General features: G+C 67.2%; 19 protein-coding genes. 4 read left to right on the top strand and 15 right to left on the bottom strand.

Annotated features, from left to right (window positions below; genetic code table 11):
• Positions 1–36: 36 nt before the first annotated feature.
• Positions 37–750, bottom strand: coding sequence for an ArsR/SmtB family transcription factor (locus tag H4W01_RS17135; protein ID WP_209612613.1), 714 nt, complete (start codon positions 748–750; stop codon positions 37–39).
• Between the two features lie 66 nt (positions 751–816).
• Between H4W01_RS17135 and H4W01_RS17140 the strand changes: the two genes are divergently transcribed.
• Entirely contained in the window at positions 817–1218 is a 402-nt protein-coding gene (locus H4W01_RS17140) for an NIPSNAP family protein (RefSeq protein ID WP_334685323.1), read from the top strand.
• Complete coding sequence (locus H4W01_RS17145; protein WP_209612614.1) at positions 1215–1610, top strand: antibiotic biosynthesis monooxygenase family protein; 396 nt, start codon at positions 1215–1217, stop codon at positions 1608–1610. Before H4W01_RS17140 ends, H4W01_RS17145 begins: the two co-directional genes overlap by 4 nt.
• Here H4W01_RS17145 and H4W01_RS17150 read toward each other — a convergent pair.
• From H4W01_RS17150 to H4W01_RS17200, 11 genes are all read right to left on the bottom strand, one after another.
• Positions 1558–2817, bottom strand: coding sequence for a DUF3422 family protein (locus H4W01_RS17150; RefSeq protein ID WP_010405238.1), 1260 nt, complete (start codon positions 2815–2817; stop codon positions 1558–1560). The two genes, H4W01_RS17145 and H4W01_RS17150, sit on opposite strands and share 53 nt — an antisense overlap.
• 73 nt (positions 2818–2890) lie before the next feature.
• Positions 2891–3985 (bottom strand): photosynthetic reaction center cytochrome PufC, encoded by a 1095-nt coding sequence (pufC, locus tag H4W01_RS17155; RefSeq protein ID WP_209612615.1) that lies wholly within the window; start codon positions 3983–3985, stop codon positions 2891–2893.
• Positions 3982–4956 carry a photosynthetic reaction center subunit M gene (gene pufM, locus H4W01_RS17160; RefSeq protein ID WP_209612616.1) on the bottom strand — a complete coding sequence of 325 codons (975 nt, stop codon included), beginning with the start codon at positions 4954–4956 and terminating at the stop codon, positions 3982–3984. The genes pufC and pufM overlap by 4 nt, the downstream gene beginning before the upstream one ends.
• 15 nt (positions 4957–4971) lie before the next feature.
• On the bottom strand, positions 4972–5808 hold the full coding sequence (gene pufL, locus H4W01_RS17165) for a photosynthetic reaction center subunit L (RefSeq protein WP_010405244.1): 837 nt from the start codon (positions 5806–5808) through the stop codon (positions 4972–4974).
• Between the two features lie 131 nt (positions 5809–5939).
• The gene (gene pufA / locus H4W01_RS17170) at positions 5940–6119 is read right to left on the bottom strand and encodes a light-harvesting antenna LH1, alpha subunit (RefSeq protein WP_010405245.1); all 180 of its coding nucleotides are present in this window, start codon (positions 6117–6119) and stop codon (positions 5940–5942) included.
• 35 nt (positions 6120–6154) lie between these two features.
• Positions 6155–6316, bottom strand: coding sequence for a light-harvesting antenna LH1, beta subunit (pufB, locus tag H4W01_RS17175; RefSeq protein WP_010405246.1), 162 nt, complete (start codon positions 6314–6316; stop codon positions 6155–6157).
• Positions 6317–6439: 123 nt separating this feature from the next.
• Positions 6440–7885, bottom strand: coding sequence for a chlorophyllide a reductase subunit Z (gene bchZ / locus H4W01_RS17180; RefSeq protein ID WP_209612617.1), 1446 nt, complete (start codon positions 7883–7885; stop codon positions 6440–6442).
• Positions 7882–9516, bottom strand: a complete 1635-nt coding sequence (gene bchY / locus H4W01_RS17185; RefSeq protein WP_435803872.1) for a chlorophyllide a reductase subunit Y — start codon at positions 9514–9516, stop codon at positions 7882–7884. Before bchY ends, bchZ begins: the two co-directional genes overlap by 4 nt.
• Positions 9506–10489, bottom strand: coding sequence for a chlorophyllide a reductase iron protein subunit X (locus H4W01_RS17190; protein ID WP_209612618.1), 984 nt, complete (start codon positions 10487–10489; stop codon positions 9506–9508). The genes bchY and H4W01_RS17190 overlap by 11 nt, the downstream gene beginning before the upstream one ends.
• Entirely contained in the window at positions 10486–11412 is a 927-nt protein-coding gene (bchC, locus tag H4W01_RS17195; RefSeq protein WP_209612619.1) for a chlorophyll synthesis pathway protein BchC, read from the bottom strand. Before bchC ends, H4W01_RS17190 begins: the two co-directional genes overlap by 4 nt.
• Positions 11413–11502: 90 nt before the next feature.
• The gene (locus H4W01_RS17200; protein ID WP_209612620.1) at positions 11503–12615 is read right to left on the bottom strand and encodes a methyltransferase; all 1113 of its coding nucleotides are present in this window, start codon (positions 12613–12615) and stop codon (positions 11503–11505) included.
• Between the two features lie 78 nt (positions 12616–12693).
• Here H4W01_RS17200 and crtD point away from each other — a divergent pair, with 78 nt between their 5' ends.
• Entirely contained in the window at positions 12694–14256 is a 1563-nt protein-coding gene (gene crtD / locus H4W01_RS17205) for a 1-hydroxycarotenoid 3,4-desaturase CrtD (RefSeq protein WP_209612621.1), read from the top strand.
• Positions 14157–15089: a hydratase gene (locus H4W01_RS17210; protein ID WP_334685324.1), complete on the top strand. Its 933-nt coding sequence runs from the start codon at positions 14157–14159 to the stop codon at positions 15087–15089. The genes crtD and H4W01_RS17210 overlap by 100 nt, the downstream gene beginning before the upstream one ends.
• A 131-nt stretch (positions 15090–15220) precedes the next feature.
• Here the strand turns inward: H4W01_RS17210 and bchO are convergent, their stop codons facing one another.
• Genes bchO through H4W01_RS17225 form a run of 3 tightly spaced genes read right to left on the bottom strand, consistent with a single transcriptional unit; the run spans position 15221 to position 18761 of the window.
• Positions 15221–16096 (bottom strand): alpha/beta fold hydrolase BchO, encoded by an 876-nt coding sequence (gene bchO, locus H4W01_RS17215; protein WP_209612622.1) that lies wholly within the window; start codon positions 16094–16096, stop codon positions 15221–15223.
• Positions 16093–17787, bottom strand: coding sequence for a magnesium chelatase subunit D (locus H4W01_RS17220; RefSeq protein WP_209612623.1), 1695 nt, complete (start codon positions 17785–17787; stop codon positions 16093–16095). Before H4W01_RS17220 ends, bchO begins: the two co-directional genes overlap by 4 nt.
• Positions 17784–18761, bottom strand: coding sequence for an ATP-binding protein (locus H4W01_RS17225; protein WP_209612624.1), 978 nt, complete (start codon positions 18759–18761; stop codon positions 17784–17786). Before H4W01_RS17225 ends, H4W01_RS17220 begins: the two co-directional genes overlap by 4 nt.
• Positions 18762–18801: the final 40 nt, after the last annotated feature.

The following is an 18801-nucleotide window of genomic DNA, read 5'->3' on the forward strand; positions in this document are numbered from 1 at the left end:
CCGATCCACGCTCCTGATCGGGAACGGAACAGCCCGCTATTGCACACCTACCTTGATCCCGAAATTGGTGTTGAGTGCGTGCGCGCCAGCCCGCGTTATTGAGATCGTCCGCGAACCATCGATGCGGCGTATCCAGTCGTGTTCGAAGCACGCAGTCAACAACGCCGCACCAATCGTTCCGGCGATGTGCGGGCGACGTTCGCTCCAATCTAGGCAGGGACGACAGAACAGCCTGCGCGCCGTTGTACGGTTGAACGCAGTATCCACATCGACGCCGATCGATCGGAGGAACGCCACGCCTTCGGCGGATAGCTGGCCACCATCCGCCAGATCCGTGATGTATCCCTGCTCGCTCATACGATCAGCGACCGTCACCGCAATGCTGCCGGCAAGGTGGTCGTAACAAGAGCGAGCACGGCGCATCGCCGCGTCTCGAGGCCCCGTTCTCACCTTACGTTTAATGCTGTTCGTCGGCTCGGCGGCAACCGCCATGATACCTTCGATCATGGTGGCGACGGTTGCCGATGCCAGCCGATGATAGCGATGGCGTCCCTGCCGTTCGACAGCCAGCAGCCCCGCAACCGTCATCCGTCCCAAGTGGCTGCTCGCTGTCTGAGGCATTATTCCCGCAACGTTGGCAAGTTCACTTGCTGTAAGCGCGCGCCCGTCCATGAGCGCAACGAGCATCGCGCTTCGGGCCGGATCACCGATAAGGGCGGCGATTTCGGCAATTCCGGTCGTAGTCAGCATCTATCTTTCACTCGAAACAAGCCCTCTTGCAGGCCACTTCGCATATATGCCCCCCTTCATGCTTCGATGGCGGTCGAAGCATCGATCGATGCGTGCAGCCTACACTGGTCCGGTTACGACAATACCGGAAGGCTAGCTATGATAACGTGTTTCATCCGCTACGAAATCGACCCGTTTCGTGTCGATGCGTTCGAGGAATATGCCCGCAACTGGGGGCAGGCGATACCGCGTTGCGGGGCCGATCTGATAGGCTATTTCGCGCCGCACGAAGGGTCAGCCACGACAGCCTATGGGCTCTACAACATCGAAGACCTCACCGCTTACGAGGCTTACCGTGCCCGACTTCGCGATGATCCCCTCGGCCGTAGCAATTACGAGTTCGCGAAACGCGAGCGTTTCATCCTGCGTGAAGATCGCATGTTTCTCCGGCTTGCTTCTACCCCCCATGCGCCGCTGGTAAAACCATGATCGCCGTCATCTTTGAGGTCGAGTTGGCCGAAGGGCGGATGGATCGATATCTCGAGCTCGCCGCCGCATTGCGCGGCGAGCTCGAAACGATCGACGGCTTCCTGTCTGTCGAGCGCTTTCAAAGCCTGTCCACGTCAAACAGGATGGTGTCACTCTCATTCTTTAGGGATGAGAAAGCTGTTCATGCGTGGCGAAACACAATTGCGCATCGCGCCACGCAGGCCCAAGGGCGAGCGGGCATCTTCACAAATTATCGGCTGCGTGTCGCGGATGTTATACGCGATTACGGAATGGTCGATCGTAATGAGGCGCCGGCGGACAGCGTCGCTATTCATCCCCCTACTCCGCCAACCCCCGCCGCAGCCGACGCGCGAACAGCCAGGCGGCGGTGAACACCACGGGCACCGCAGCGGCCATCACCCAGTCCTTCCAGGCATGTGCCGGGCCGGCGAGATAGCCGACCAAGGCGACGGCATAATAACTGATCGCCACCACCGACAGCCCTTCGACCGTCTGTTGCAGGCGCAATTGCAAATGCGTGCGCGTGTCCATCGACGTCAGCAGATCGCGATTCTGCTTGGCCAGCGCAATGTCGATGCGGGTGCGCAGCAAGCTGCTGGTCCAGGCCGCGCGCTGTTGCAGATCATCGAGCCGGGCCGAGAAGGAATCGCAGGTGCGCACCGCAGGCGTCAGGCGGCGTTCGGTGAAATCGGCGAGCGTCTGATACCCAGGAATCGCGCCGATGCCGAGCGTGTGCAGCCGATCGAGGCTCAATTGCGCATAAGCGCGCGTCGCGCTCATGCGGTAGCGCGTCTCCGCCACCAGCCGGGCGAGCTCGGCCGAGAGATAGGTCAGCTCGTCGAGCAAGGTGTCGTCCTGCGAAACGCGTTCGGACACCGCGCCGGTCAGCACGGCGAGGCGCGCCTCGAGCCGGGTGACGTCGGGGGTCAGGCGTTGCGCCAGCGGGAGGCCGAGCAGCGCCATGTTGCGGTAATTGCCCAGCTCCTGCAACCGCAGCACGAGTTGCGCGGGTTCATCGCGCAGCAGCCCGTGATCGAGCACCAGCAGCCGCCCGAAGCCATCGGGGTTGAGCCGGAAATCGGACATCACCGTCGCCTTGCCGCCCGCCACTTCGCACAGGATCAGCGCATCGGGCGAGAACAGCGTGTCGAGCGCGGCGTCATCGGGCGGGGGCGTGCCCGGCGGATAGACCGCGATCTGCGTCGCGCGGATCACGTCGCCGGGCATATCGGCCAGGATTTCGCCCGCGATCGGATCGAACAGATCGGGCGTGAAGGGCTGGTCGAACGCGCCTTCGCGGATGAAGGTGTAGCTGGCGAATTCGGTGTGCCGCTCCAGCACCAGCGTCATGCCCGCAAGCGCGACCACGGCATATTTGCTGGCAGGCGCGAAGCCCAGGCCGTGGCGCAGCGCGATCGCATCGAAATGCGCGGCGGCACCGCCCGCCCCGGCCTCGCCCAGCACCGACACGATCTGCATCAGCCGACACGGCGCGGCAAAGCGCGGCAAGCGGCGGACGTGCATTTCCTCCGACAGCGCGGCGCGCAGCGGGTGGCTGTGGGTGTTCAGATCCTGCACCGCGGTGCCTCCGCGCGCCGCCGGGCACACAGCCCCGCGCGTGCGCAACCGCTCGGCTGCGCACGCTGGGGCATCATGGCCGCCGTGTCATCGCCTGCGGGTTGGCCATCAGCGCCGGCACCGCCTTGCCCGCAGCGCCCCCCTCGGCCGCGACGACGCGCGTCGGCGGGGGTTTGAGCGCCGGGTTCGCCGCCAGCATGGACACCCCGCCGAGCGGCTTGGACTGGCCCTGGTGGCAGGTCTGGCAGTTCACCTTATAGGGATCGCCATGCGGCCCCTTGCGATAGGCCGGGAAGACCGAGGCGAGCGGGGTGATATAGTCCGCGTTCACATCGCGCACCATGCGGATGCCGTAATAGGCCGTCACGCGCTGCGGGCGGCTGATCGTCCAGGAGCGGAACGACTGGCTGTTGTGGCAATAGGTGCAATTGACGCCGAGCGCGCTGCTCATGTGCATCATCAGGCCGTACGTCTTCTCCGCATCCTTGATCGATACGACATGGTCTTTGGACGGATATTCGCTGCTCGCCGCGACGCGGATCTGCGCCTTGCCGGCAAGATAGGTCGCGAAAGGATCATAAGGCAGCGAGGCGAAACCCACACTGGCATTGGGCGAATTCTGGCCATGCTTGTTGCGCAGGATCGTGTCGGGATCGGGCGTGCCCTCGGCGATCGCCCATTTATAGCTCGGCACGGCATTGCCACGGTGGCAGGTGTAGCAGGTCACGCCGGTGTTCTTGACGTGGCTCGACCATTTGCCGTTGATGGTGAGCGTCATCTGCAACATCCGCCGCGCGACGACCTTGGTGTATTTCTCGTCCGACGCCATGTTTTCGGGGTTATGGCAGTAATTGCAGCCCTGTTCGGGCGGCGCGACCCATTGGTTGATCGACGCCATCAAATGGTTGAAGCGCTCGGTCGAGACGTTCCCCAGCACCTTCACATTCTGGTACGTTTGGCCGGCACGCGGGCCGCTATCGTCGGGCGTCGCATAAGGCGGGGCGGGGATCGCGGCGAGCTTGGCGACATGGTCGGGATCGACGATCTGGTCCATGCCGGTGCCGCGAAACCCGGTCTGCTGCGTGGTCTTGGGGCCAAGCTCGCACCCGCCGAGCAGCACCGCGCCCGCCACCGCCGCGCCCGCGAAGAGTTTGCCGACCGCGCTCATTGCGATGCTCCCGGAAGCGAGGCGGGATCGACGACGCCGGTCCCCGGATAGGATGGGGCATAGCCATGCTGGATCGCCCATAGATACCAATTGTCGACGACGGTGCCCGTCAGCAGGATGCCGATCCCGCCGGTCAGCGTCGTCAGCACCGCGAACCACCACGCCCAGCGATGGATCGATTCATAGGTGGCGTTGAAGCCCATCGTCCAGCGCCAGAACAACGCCGCGCGCTCGGCGGCGGTGCCGCGATCGGTGATATGTTCTAGCTCGCGCTCACCGCCATAACGGCCAACCGCCAGGATCGTCGCGCCATGCATCGCGAACAGCAAGGTCGATCCGTAAAGGAACACGATCGAAAGGCAGTGGAACGGATTGTAGAACAGGTTGCCGTAGCGGATCGAGAAAGCCGCGGTCCAATCGAGGTGCGGGAAGATGCCGAACGGCACCGCCTCGGCCCAGCTGCCCATCAGCATCGGGCGGATGAAGCCCAGCACCAGCATCAGCCAGATCGCGCTGGCAAAGGCCCAGGAGACGTGCGTGCCCATCCCCAGCGCGCGCGCGCGGCGGAAGGTACGCAGCCACCACAGCAGCACCGAGGTGGTCATCGAGAAACCGGCAATCTGCCACCAGCCGCCATGCGCCAGCGGCACGAACAGCTGGAAGCCATATTCAGGGCCGGGCGGCTCGAGCGCCAGCCACGGCAATTGCCGCACGAACTGGATGGGGTTCCAGCCGACCGACGCCCACATGTTGAGCCCGACCACCTCAAAAGCGAGGAAACCGAACATCAGCGAGAGGATGCCGAGCCCGCCGAGATAAATCGGCCCGATCTGCGCATTGCCGATCTTGCCCATCCAATACGAGACGCCGGGCTTGCCCAGCCGGGGAAAATCATAGCCGCCCAGCGCCGGGCCCATTTCGGCCGGGCCACGCAGCTGGATTTGCGTGAAGATGTTCTGATAGCTTGCCATCGTACCCCTCCCCCCTCAGGACCAGATCGGCAGGTTGAGCCACCAGCTCCACCATTCCGGCCAGCCACGGGTCCACAAGGGCCCGGAAATGATGATGCACACCGCACTCCAGAAGCCCGCGCTCAGCGCCAGGAACAGCCCCAGGCGGTGGATGCCGAGCGTACCGACCGAATAGCCGATCGTGTCGCGGAAGAAGGCGTCCTCATATTCGGGCGTCTTCACCTCGCCGCCGCCAATGCCGTCCTTGGGCGTGTTCACCGCCGACAGGATCAACCCGCCATGCAGAGCGAGCGCGAGCGTCGTGGTGAAGAAGAAGCTCACCGCGAGCATATGCGCCGGGTTGTAGTGGAAATGCAGATATTGGTAGCCGGTGTTCGACACCCAATCGAGATGGCTGAAAATGCCATAAGGGAAGCCGAAGCCCCACGCCCCCAGCAGCCACGGGCGGATCACCACCAGCGAGACATAAGCGAAGATTGCCACGCCGAACGCGGCGGGCACATGATAGCCGATGCCGAGCTTGCGGCAGATCTCGACCTCGCGCAGCGCCCAGGACACGAACGACCCGATCGCGCAGATGGTGATGATCTGCCAGAACCCGCCCTCTCGCAGCGGTGCCAGGGACAGGCCATATTTGATGTCGGGCGGGGCGATGCTGATCAGCCATGGGTTCCATGTCGGCCCGAGCGAGGCGGCGTAGAAGATCAGCGCCGTGCCCAGCCCCGCGAACAACGCCGTGGTGACGCCGAAAAAGCCGACATAAAAGGGACCAACCCAAAAATCGAAAAGGTCGCCGCCGAGCAGCGTGCCACCGCGAACACGGTATTTCCGTTCAAAACTCAGCAGCGCCATGACGACACCTCCCCAAACCCCGCTTCAGCAGGGTCCCTTCTTGCTGTGACACGCACCGCGACGCGCCATATCGCGCGCCGGGCGGCGGTGGACGTGGGCGGGTGGGATAGCGCCCGCCCACGATCGACCGGCTAGGGCGTCGGTGCGGCGGGTGCCGTAGCGGCGGCATGCGCCGTGTGCGGACCGTCGAGCCAATTGTAGCGATCCGTGCTGAGCAGGATGAAGTGGATCAGCAACGCCAGCACGAACAGGAACGCGAACAGCGCGACCAGCGTCCGGCGCGGATCGAAAATAAGCCATATTCTCCACATGATGTGGACTCCTTTTTAGAGCATCGTACGATGGATCACTGAATCCAGGGCTTCCACACCCACACCAGAATATGCGCGACAACCGCGATGCTGGTGAAGATCAGGAAGCTGGTCACGAAGATCTTGTGAAATTCCTTGGCTTCGTCGGGCGTCAGGTATGTTCCTGGCCCCAACCTTTCATTTCTATTGTCGCTCATCGCTCCGTCTCCATTCTGACGACCAAGAACAGGAGCGTTGAAGGCGCTCCCCGGCTGCATCCACGCGGCCCCTGCCGTGCGGATTTCGTGTCCGCGCAGTGGCGGAAAGAGGGGGGCGGGCGCTCATCCGCCACGACTTTCGGCGATCGCCGTCGCCAGATGATCCGGCGTCACGCGCGCTTCGCCTGCGCGGCGCGCACCGCGTTCGGCGGCATCGCGAATGCGCTTGGCAGCGGAAATGCGCACCAGCACGGGCTCGCGCTCCACCACCGCATCGAGCGCGGCCTTGGCGGCATCGTCCCACGCCAGCTCGCGCTCGATCCGCGCCGGGGTCGCCTCGACCGTGTCGAGCTGCCCCGCCAGCGGCAGGATCGTGAACAGCGCATCGAACAGCGCGTTGCACACTTCCTGGATGAGATAAGTCGCGCCAGCATAGCCCATGAACGGGGTGCCGGTATGGCGGCGGATCACCGCGCCGGGGAAGCTCGCCGGAATATAGACGCCGCGCGCGCCGGTCTCGGCCATGTACATGCGCTCGTTGAAGCTGCCGAACACGATCAGCGGCGGATTGGCCTTGATCGCATCGAGCACCGCCTGGTTATCGGGCTTGACCCCCGCCGTCCGACTGAACGCGAAATGGCAGGGTAGCCCCATGTCGGTTTCGAGGAAATTACGGATTCCCCGCGCGTACGTGTCGGTCGCGACGATGCCGAAGCTCGCCGTGCCGAAGAAATCCTGCGTGACCGAGCGCCACAGATCCCAGAGCGGCTTGATCGTCGTGTGCTTTTCACGCTCGATAAAGGGTTCGGGGTCGAGCCCGAGCAATTCGCCCAGCTTGCGCAGGAACAGGGTGGTCGAGTGCAGCCCGATCGGCGCTTGCAGATAGGGCCGCTCCAGCGCCTCGCACAACCCGCGCCCGAATTCGCGGTAGAGGCAGATATTGACGCGCGCATCGGCGAGCTTGCGGACATCGGCCAAATGGCTGCCAAGCGGGAAGACCATCCCCACTTCGGCACCGATCCCCTCCACCAGCCGCCGGATTTCGGCGAGATCGGAGGGCATGTTGAAACAACCATACATCGGCCCGATCAGGTTGACCTTGGGCCGCTCGCCGTCCTTCAGCGGGCGCAAAGCGGGCACTTTCTTGGGGCCGAATTGCGTCCACAGCCAAGTCAGCGCGCGGTCGCCCGCTTGCCATTGGTCCTCGTCGATCGTGCGCGGCAGGAAGCGCTGGATGTTGGTGCCCTCGGGCGTGACGCCGCCGCCGATCATCTCGGCGATCGAGCCGGTCACCACCACAGCGGGCAAATCGGGATCGAGCGTCGCCCAGGCGCGCTTCATCGCGCCTTCGGTGCCGTCGCGACCGAGTTCCTGCTCGCCAAGCCCGGTAACGACGATCGGCAATTCATGCGGCGGCAGCGCATCTGTATAATGTAGCACCGAGGTGACGGGCAGATTCTCGCAGCCGACCGGGCCATCAATGATGACTTGCAGCCCCTTGATCGCGGTGAAGGCGTAGACCGCCCCCCAATAGCCGCCCGCCCGATCGTGATCGAGGATGAGGGTCATACGCCGACGCTTTCTTCGGCCTTGGCGGCGGCGATGCGTTTGGCGGCGTATTTCGCCTTGAATTCGGGCCGGTCGACCGGCGTATTTTCCCACACGCCCGCACTCGGCCCGGCGCCGACGCCCTCGAAAAAGGCGGTCATCGTGTCGAAACGCGCCTGGTTGGCGAGCGCTGCATTGACCACCAGCGCGAGGCTGCCCGCCCCGGCCGGCCCCATCAGCGGCCGCGCCGAGATGAGGTTGGTGAAATAGAGTGCCGGGATCGCCTTCTGCTTGGCATGCTGCACGACCGGCGTGGTGCCGATCGCGAGATCGGGGCAGAATTCGTCGACCGCCGCGAGATCCTGTTCGAGGCTGGCGCGATACTGCACGCGGCAGCCCCGCGCGATCAGCCATTCCCGGTCGGGATCGGACCAGATCGTGCGCGGGCAGGCGGTGCCGACATAGGGCACGTCCGCGCCGCTCTCGATCAGCAGCCGCGCGACCAGCAATTCCGAGCCTTCATAGCCCGACACGGTGATCCGCCCGGATATGGGCCGCGCCGCGAGCGCACCGCGAATGGCGGGCAGGAAGCGGTTCTTCGCCGCATCGACCGTGTCCTGCGCGATGCCGCAGGCCACGCCGATCGCATCGAGCCAGGCGGCGGTGCCCTCGACGCCGACCGGGGCCGAGCCGACCACGCTGCGCCCCGCCGCTTCGAATTCGCGCACGCTGGCGGTGTAAAAGGGGTGGATCGCGGCGACAGCGGCGCAATCGAGCGCAGAATAGAGCTCGCGCCACTCGCGCGTCGGGACGACCGGGCCGGCCGCAAGGCCCAGCGGTTCGAGCAATAGCCCGATTCCTGGCGGGTCAGCCGGAAACATCTCGCCAAGGAGAGTCACGGTCGGCCGGTCCGGTCGTTGTTTTGGCGCTGCGACCGGGCCCTGTTCGGCCTCGCGGCGCGCATAGCTCAGCATCGCGCCTGCCAGCACATCCTTCGCCTCGGCATGGGTCGGGATGCCGAAGCCCGGCACGTCGATGCCGATGATGCGCACGCCATTGATCTGATCGGGCAGCAATTGCAGCGGCACGCCCGATGCGGTGGGCACGCACAAATTGGTGACGATGACGGTGTCGTACAGCGCCGGATCGGCGACCTGATGCACCGCCTCGCGAATGTCCTCGAACAGTTTTCCGGTGACCAACGTCTCGGACGAGAAGGGCACATAGCCGACGCTGCGTTTCGCCCCGTAGAAATGCGAGGTGAAGGTCAGGCCATAAACGCAGCAGGCCGAGCCCGACAGGATCGTCGCGGTGCGGCGCATCCGCAGGCCAACGCGCAAGCTGCCGAACGCCGGGCACATTGATTGCGGCTGATCGTGCGGTCCCTTGGGGTAATCGGCATCGTAGCGCGCGAGCACATTGGATTTGCCGGCCAGCTCGGCGGCTTCGCGCAAGGTGGAGCCGCTGGCGCAACTGCCGCTTGTCGCGGACAGGTCGATCCGATCACGATTTCGCTCCTCCCCTCCCTGGAAGGGAGGGGTCGGGGGTGGGTCGGCCTGGGGCGAGCGATCGGCGGCGACAACGGGCCGACCCACCCCCAGCCCCTCCCTTTCAGGGAGGGGAGACGCAACAAGGCCCACCTCAGACGGCATCGTACACCACCTCCAGCGTCGGCTTGGGCACATAGGCCACGCCGCGCATGTCGGCTTGCGTCGCCGGGCGCAGCGCATAGTCCGCCCCCGTCACATCGGCCGAGAACAGGCCGAGCAGCCCATCCTGGTCGAGCGGGGTCGGGCGCAGCGGCGGGGCTTCGGCGACGTTGACCGCAAGCTGTTCGAACAGGCTCGCCCATTGCCCGCCCGGCTTGCCGATGATCTGGTAATTGGCGCTTTTCTTGCGAATATCCTCGTTCGCCGGGATCGCGGTCAGCACCGGAATGCCGACGGCCTCGGCAAAGGCATTGGCCTCGCCCGTGCCGTCGTCCTTGTTGAGGATCATCCCCGCGACGCCGACATTGCCGCCCATCTTGCGGAAATATTCGACCGCCTTGCAGACATTGTTCGCGACGTAGAGCGATTGCAGGTCGTTCGAGGCGACCACGATCACCTTCTGGCACATGTCGCGCGCGATCGGCAGGCCGAAGCCACCACACACCACGTCGCCCAGGAAATCGAGCAGGACATAGTCGAAGCCCCATTCGTGGAAGCCCAGCTTCTCCAGCGTCTCGAAACCATGGATGATACCGCGCCCGCCGCAGCCGCGCCCGACTTCGGGCCCGCCCAATTCCATCGCGAACACACCGTCGCGCTGGAAGCAGACGTCCTCGATGCCGATTTCCTCGCCTGCCAATTTCTTGCGCGACGAGGTTTCGATGATCGTCGGGGTCGATTTTCCGCCGAACAACAGGCTGGTGGTGTCGCTCTTGGGGTCGCAGCCGATCAGCAGCACGCGCTTGCCCTGCTGCGCCATCATGTAGCTGAGATTGGCCAGCGCGAAGGATTTGCCCGAGCCGCCCTTGCCGTAGATCGCGATGATCTGCGTTTCCTTGGTCACCGGCCCGCTGTGCACGGGGTCGGGTTCCTCGTGCGCTTCGTCGCGCAGCACGCCTGGATCGAGCATACTCATACGTGTCTCCAATCGAGGACCATTTTCAGGCAGGCGGGATCATCGAACGCGGCGGGATAAGCGGTGCGCGCCTCCTCGGCCGGGCGGACATGGCTGATCAGCCCGTCGAGCCGGAGCGCGCCGCTTGCGATCAAGGTGCTGACCGCGGCCACGTCCGCGGGCGTGAATTCAGCCGAAATGCGTAACCGCGCCTCGCGCTGGAAGGCGGGGGCAAAGGCGAAGGAGAGGCGGTCGTAAAAGCCCGCCAGCACGATCTCGCCGCCCTTGGCGATTCGCGGCACCAGTATGTCGAGCAGATCGGCGGCACCGCTTGCATCGCACACCGTCGCATAATCGCGCCGCGCATCGGCCTCGGGCGCGAGCACCGCATAACCCTGGCTCGCGCGGCGATCGGCATTGGTTTCCCACACCGTCGGCGGCGGAGCTCCGAGCGCGATCACGATCCGCGCGATCAGCCGCCCGAGAATGCCATGCCCGATCACGAGTTGTGGCGGTGCCCCCCCGGCCACCGCATGATGCGCGGTCGCCGCCAGCGCGATCAGGATGCCATCGGCTCCAAGCCTCTCGTCGACCGGCAACGCGCGCGCGGCGGGCAGGATCACGCGGCGGGCGGTGCCGCCGAACAGGCCGCGCGCATCGGCGTAACAACTCGCGCCGGGCACGAACACCCATTCGCCCAGCCGCCCGCGCACATCGCCCCCGGCATCGACGATCCGCCCGATCGATTCATAGCCCGGCACCAGCGGATAGCCCATGCCCGGGAAAGACGGCATCCGGCCCGACCAGAACAGCTTTTCGGTGCCCGAACTGATCCCGCTCCACGCGACATCGATCAGCACGTCGCCCGCGCCGAGGGCGGTGAGCGTGAGGCTGCGCAGGGCAATGTCCCCCGGTGCCTCCAATACCACCGCCAGTGTTTCCACCGTGCATCCTCCCCGTCGCGCGCCGCTACGGCCTGCTTGGAGTGTCAGTTTATATGGACACTATTCAATGTCAATGTGAATTGACGAAGGTTAACGACAGGCGATCATGACACGACAGGTCAGCGGCAGCGCGGTTGCGGCCAGGCGGCTGGTGCGGAACCCCGCCGCCGCCAGCATCGCGCCGATTTCGCGCGGCGTGCGCGGACGGCCCGATCCCATGGCGAGCAGATACAGCCCGAAATAGGCGTCGCCCGCCGGCTCGGCCCCGGGCGTGCCCGCCATCGGCTCGGCGATCAGCAGCCGTCCGCCGGGCGGGAGCGCGGCGTGGACTGCGCGCAGCAGCGCCAGCGCGGACGCATCGTCATGGTCGTGCAGCACGCGCACCAGCGTGATCAGATCATGCCCCGGCGGCAGCGGATCGACCAGAAAACTGCCGCTATGGATCGTCACGCGATCGTCCAGTCCTGCCGCCGCCAGGCGCGTCTGCGCCCGCGCGCCGACTGCTGGCAAATCGAACAGAGCAAGCTCCAGCCCCGCCACCCGCGCGCCCACCGACTCGAGGAAACGCCCCTCGCCGCCACCGACATCGAGCAGCCGCCGATGCCGTGCAAAGCGATAAGAATCGAGGATTTGCGCAGCGACCAGCGGCTGCGACGCCGCCATCAGCCGCGAATAGGGTGCCGCCACCGCCGCATCCGAGTCGCCCGCTTTGTCATAGTCCCAATAGCCCGCCAGCGTGCCCGCGCGCTCCCCGCGCAGCAGCGCCACCGGATCGGCGAGATCGGCGTAGAGCAAGCGGTGATGCGCCACCATCTCGGCAATCCCACCATTGCCGCGCAGCGCCGCGCCGTCGCTGCCCAGCGTCCAGCGGTCGCCGACTCGCTCGACCAGCCCGATCGCCGCACCAGCGCGTAATAGCCGCAGCGTGGCATCGTGGGACAAGTCGATGCGCGCGGCGATCGCCGCGCTCGCCAGCGTCTCCTTCGCTAGCATTTCGATCAGCCCGGTCTCGAGGCAGGCCGCCAAGGTTTGCGAATAGACGAAGCCCGCGACCAGATCGAACAGCCGCCGCGCGCGCGCCCGCGCCACCGGGCGGGTCAGCCAGCAGCGCGCGGCAAAGCGCTGGAAGCCGGGCGAGGCGAGCACGCGGTTACGCGCCGCGACGAAGCGATGGTGCAGCCCAGCAACGAGACCCTTTGACATGCGCACCATCCTGGACAACACTTACTGTCCAGTTGACTGGACAGAAACGAATCCGTCAACCGTCGCGAGGGACAGGCTATGGCGACGCACGGCACGGTGATCATCGGTGCAGGCATAGGCGGCCTGGTCAGTGCCGCCTTGCTCGCCGCGCGCGGGCAAAGGGTGACGGTGGTCGAGGCGGCGCACGCCCCCGGCGGCAAGCTGCGCACGGTGACCGCTGGCGGTCGTGACATCGATGCCGGGCCAACGGTGTTCACGCTGCGCTCCATATTCGACGAGATTTTCGCCGCCTGCGGCACCACGCTCGGCGCGCACGTTACGCTGCGCGCCGCGACGATCCTCGCGCGCCATGCCTGGGGGGAGGATCGGCTCGACCTGTTCGCCGATGCGGAGGCAAGCGAAGCCGCGATCGGTGTCTTTGCCGGAGCGGACGCAGCGCGCGGCTATCGCGCGTTCCGCGCCGAGGCCAAGCGCATCTTCGACACGCTCGACCGCCCGTTCCTGCACGCACCCCAAACCAATCCGCTCGGGCTGACCTGGCGGATGGGGCTGCGCGGCTTTGCCGATCTCACCCGTATCCGCCCTTATGAGTCGCTGTGGCACGCGCTGGGCGACCATTTTCAGGACCCGCGCTTGCGGCAATTGTTCGGGCGCTACGCCACCTATTGCGGCTCCTCGCCCTTTGCCTGCCCGGCCACGCTGATGCTGATCGCGCATGTCGAGGCGCGCGGCGTGTGGCTGATCGACGGCGGGATGCACGCCCTCGCCCGCGCGCTCGAGGCGCTGGCCCGCCAAAACGGTGCCACCTTCCGCTATGCGGCCCCCGTGCGCGAGATCGTGGTCGAGCGCCGCCGCGCCGCCGGGGTGGTGCTCGCTTCGGGTGAGCGCATCGCCGCCGATAGCGTGGTGTGCAATGCCGATCCCGCAGCACTGGTCGCAGGGGCGTTCGGCCCGGCGGTGCGCCGCGCAGTGCCAGCCCTGCCCCCCGCGCGACGTTCGCTTTCGGCCCTGGTGTGGTGCGCGACCGCACGCACCAGCGGCTTCCCGCTCACGCGCCACAATGTCTTCTTCTCGGGCGATTACCCCGCCGAATTCACCGCCCTCGCGCGCGGACGGCTCGCCGCCGCGCCCAGCCTCTATGTCTGCGCGCAGGACCGGGGTGGCGATGACGCCCCTGCGCATCCCGGTGGCCGCGAACGCCTGCAGATCATCCTCAACGCGCCGCCCAATGGCGACACCCACCGGCTCACCCAAGCGGAGACAGAGCAATGCACGACGCTGATGCACGCCATGCTGGAGCGCGCTGGCCTGAGGCTGGAGCGCCTCGATTCGGCGACGGTGCTGACCACGCCGAGCGATTTCGAAGCGCTGTTCCCACGGACGGGTGGAGCCCTTTATGGACCGGCCTCGCACGGGTGGGCGGCGTCCTTCCGGCGCCCCGGCAGCCGGACACGGATCCCTGGGCTTTATTGCGCGGGCGGGAGTACCCATCCGGGCGCGGGCGTCCCGATGGCGGCCTTGTCCGCCCGCTTAGCCGTCGCATGCCTGCTCAAGGACCACGCTTTGATGGCGCGGTCGAGCCCGGCGGCTATGCCTGGTGGTATGTCGACGCGACCAGCGCCGACGGCCGTTTCGGCCTGACCGTCATCGCCTTTGTCGGCTCGGTCTTCTCGCCTTATTACCGGCTGTCGGGCAGGCGACGCCCCGACAATCACTGCGCCATCAACATCTCGCTGACTGGGCCCCGCGCCAGTGCCTGGGCGATGACCGAACGCGGCGAAGCGCGCGTGTCGCGCGACCGCGATTGCTTCGCGGTGGGGCCAAGCGCCTTGCACTGGGATGGCGACACGCTCGTCATCGACATTGCCGAAATCTCCGCGCCCCTGCCCTATAAGGTGCGCGGCCAAATCAAGCTGCGGCCCGGCGCGATCGGCACCACCGCCTTCGCGCTCGATCCCGCCGCCTGCCACCGCTGGCACCCGGTCGCGCCGCGCGCGCGGGTGAAGGTGGCGATGACTCACCCCGACACGCACTGGACCGGCGCGGGCTATTTCGATTCGAACTTCGGCGATGAACCGCTCGAAACCGGCTTTGACGATTGGCATTGGGCGCGCGCGCATCTCAAGGAAGATGTCGCGGTGCTGTATGAAGGGCGCAGGCGCGGCGGCGATCCGTTCGAGCTGGCGCTGAAGTTCGACCGGCAGGGGCGCTGGCACGATGTCGCACCGCCGCCGCGCGTGCGGCTCCCGCGCACCGGCTGGCTGGTCGATCGCGCCACTCGCGCCGATGCCGGGGCGACGCCGCGCATCGTCAAGACCTGGATCGACGCGCCCTTTTACGCGCGCTCGGCGCTGCAAACGCGGCTGTTCGGAGAAGAGGTGCGCGCGGTGCATGAAAGCCTGTCGCTCGGGCGCTTCCGCTCACCGATCGTCCAGTCGATGCTCCCCTATCGGATGCCCCGAGCGCTCTGGTGAGGGGGCCTCATCCTTTTGGCTCGCCCGGTCGCGCGCGATCTCGCGCGTGATCGAGACCCATTGCCAAATGCCCCAGCCAAGCGCGGGGACGCCGACGATCGCCATGTCGAGCAAGGCGAAAGCAGTGTGCCTCACGCCGCCGCCCCGGCGAACTGCGCGATAATCGCGGCAACCTCCTCGGCGCGTTCTTCATGCGCGAGATGGCCGACGCCCGGCAATATTTGCACCTGAGCGCCCCGCATCAGCCCCGCCGCCGCCTCGACCGACGAACGCGGGATCGCCGCATCCTGCGCGCCGTGGAGCAGCAGCACGGGCGTTTCCACACGCGGCAAATCGCGCGCCAGCGACGCCAAATCCCAATCGGCCATCATCGTGATTGCCCCCGCGCAATGGTCGGAGGTGGCGAACAGCCGCCGGTAATATTCGACCCCGGCGGCATCGATCCGCGAGCCCGTACTGCGCTCGAGAAAGCGCCCCGCCTCGCCCGGCGTGCGCGCCATCGCCGCGAAGATGTGCGGCGCGAACGGATTGACGAACATCAGCCGCGCAAGCGTCGGAAACAGCGTCGCCGCGAGGCCCGGAAACGGCATCAGCGCCGGGCCAAGCCCCACCACCGTCGCTGGAGCAGCATGGCCGTCCAACACCATCCGGAGCGCGATCGCAGCACCTGCCGAATGGCCGACAAGAGCATCGGGCACGATGCCCAGTTGCCCCAGCAGATCGGCTACCGCCTTGGCCATCGCCCCCATCGACAGCCCACCGGACGGCCGCCCGGTGGTGAAGCCATGGCCGGGCAGATCGGGTGCCACCACGGTAAACTGCCGCGCCAGCACCGGTGCGAGATCACGCCAGCTATGCGTCGCCGCTCCCGTGCCGTGCAGCAGCAACAGCACCGGCCCCGCCCCCATCATCTGCACATGCCAGCGCAGCCGCCCGGTGTCGACGAACCGGCTGGTGCCGCGATTGGGCCAGTCGCGGCCCTCTTGCTCCCACTGCGCGCGGCTCATCGTGCCTGCGCTGCGGTGACGGCGCGGTGCATCGCTGCGGCATCGGCGCGCGGCAAGGGCAGGTAGCGCGCGCCCATCGCCAGCGCGAGCCGCGCACCCTCGGGCCGTGGCCGCGCGGATGTGTCGACGAACGCCGCGCCAATCGCGGCCTGGCCGATCGCGCGCGCGGCATCCTCGGCATCGCGCTCGGCCTGCTCGCGCTGGGTCGATCCGTCCGCCGCGACATTGGCGCGCCCGTCGGTCAGCACGACGATAAACGGCGTGCGGCCCCGCGTGCGTGCCGCTTCGGCCAAGCCCCGCGCCGCCGCCAGCCCTGCCGCCAGTGGCGTGCCGCCGCCGCCCGGCAGCTCGGCCAAGGCGCGCCGCGCGCGCGTCAGCGATCGGGTCGGCGGCAGCAGCGTCTCCGCCGCCATCCCGCGAAACGCCACCAGCGCCACTTGCGCGCGTTTGACATAGGCCTCCGCCAGTAACAGCTCGACCGCGCCCTTCGCCTCGGCCAGCCGCGCCGCCGCCGCTGAGCCCGAGGCATCGACCGCAAAGATCGTCAGCGTTTCCGCGCGCGTTTCAAAGCGGCGGATGTGCAGGTCGGCGCGGCGGATGCGGACCGGCCCATCGCCGCGCGCGCGCAGGCGCTGCCAGGGTGCCGCCGCGCGCAGCGTATCGATTACGCTCAAGCGCAGCCCCCCGCGCGGAACCCCGGCGCGCGCGCCCAGCGGCCGCCCGCGGTGCGCCGATTGGCGACGCTCCCCCGCGCCCCGCGCGCGCGCCGCACGGCTGCGCGTGCGCCCGGCGGCAAGCTGTTCCAGCACATCGCGCGGCAACGCCGCCAGCGCCGCCGCCAGCACCACGTCGTCGAGCGCTTGCGGCGCGGCCTGCTCTTCCTCGCCCGAATCGCTCTGCCCGCCATCGTCGGGCGGCGGCGGCGGCGCGCTCGCCTGCTCCTGCTCGGGCGGCGCGGGCATCCGCGTCGTGCGCGGGGCCAGCACCAGCCGCGTCGCCACGATCACATCGGCCTCGCGAACCTCGTCGCGCCCGTCCAGCGCCGCCGCCGCCATCGCCGCCCGCAGCGCAAACAAAGGCGCGCGCGCCGAATCGATCCCGAGCGCCAGCGCCGTCCCGGCAATCGCTTCCAGCATGTCCGTCGGCACTGCGACCGACGCCGCCCGCGCAACCGGTTGCCCCGGCGCAATCGGGCAAGGCCGACAGTCGCCAAGATCGATCCGGAACGCCAGCCGCTCGATTAGCGCCATCGGCGGCGCTTCATCCTCGACGCCGTCGTCAAACGCCACCACGGCAACGCGCGCGGGCGCGCCGTCGATTTCGCCTTGATCCAGCACCGCCGCGATCCGCGCGGCGGTCGCATCGCCCATCCGCTCGGCCATCGGCAGCACCACCACACCGCCATCGGCCGCCGCCAGCACGCCCTGCTGGCGCAGCGGTCGCCCGTGCGCGAGCGTCGCGCCAAGATCGAGCCCACCGAGCAAGGCGGCATCGTCGACATGCGCCGGAATGCGCCGCAGCGGCGCGCCCTCTGGCAACGCCTGATGCAGCGCCGCCACCACCGCATCACGCAAGTCGCCCCCGCCGCGCAGGATCATCCCCCCTAGGCCGACCGGATCATAGGCACATAGCCGCGCGGCGAGCAGTGCGTCGTCGAGCGCCCCCGCGTGCGGCGGCGCGACATAGGTCACGCCGCCAGTTCCTCCAGCGCCCGCGCGATCCGCACCGTCGATCCGGTCTCGTCCAGCACCCCGCGCCGTAAGCGATGACGCAGCGCCAGCGGGGCCACGCGCGCAATGTGCTCGGGCGTAACCGCCGCTGCGCCGTCCAGCGCCGCCAACGCGCGCGCCGCCCGCATAAGGGTCAATTCCCCGCGTAAACCATCCGCCCCCACCGCCATGCACAGGCTGGAGGCGCGCGCCAGCATCGCATCGGGCATCGTGACTTGCCCCACCGCCGCGCGCCCGCGCGCGATGCGTTTGAGCGTTTTCTTCTCGGCCGAGCGCCAGCTTTCGGCGAAGGCTTCGGGTGCGCGTTCGAACGCGTCGCAGCGCTTGAGGATTTCCACGCGCGTCGCGAGGTCCTGCGGCGTGCGCACCTCGACCGAGAGCCCGAAACGATCAAGCAATTGCGGCCGCAACTCGCCCTCTTCGGGATTGCCGCTGCCAACCAGCACAAAGCGCGCCGGATGCCGCACCGACAGCCCCTCGCGCTCGACGACATTCTCACCCGACGCCGCGACATCGAGCAGCAAATCGACGATATGATCCTCGAGCAGATTGACCTCGTCGATATAGAGGAACCCGCCATTGGCCCGCGCGAGCAGACCCGGCTCGAACGCCTTGACCCCCGCCCCCAACGCGCGCTCCAGGTCCAGCGCGCCGACCACCCGGTCCTCGGTCGCGCCCAACGGCAAATCGACGAACGGCACCGGCACCATCGCCTTGGGCGCGGGTGGTGGCAGCTCGCTCGACTGGAACCCCGCTTGCGACGCGGGCACCGGCGGCAAAAGCGCCGCGAGCGCGCGCACCGCAGTGGACTTTCCGGTGCCGCGATCGCCAAACACCATCACTCCACCGATTCGCGCATCGACAGCGGCGAGCAGCAATGCCAGTTTCATCTCGTCCTGGCCGACGATCGCGGAAAAAGGAAAAGACATGCGCATACGCCATGTGTACCACTTGCTTGACACGCGACAAGTGGAC

Origin of the sequence: Sphingomonas sp. PL20 (assembly GCF_017875905.1) — a bacterium.
GTDB classification, from domain to species: Bacteria; Pseudomonadota; Alphaproteobacteria; order Sphingomonadales; family Sphingomonadaceae; genus Sphingomonas; species Sphingomonas echinoides.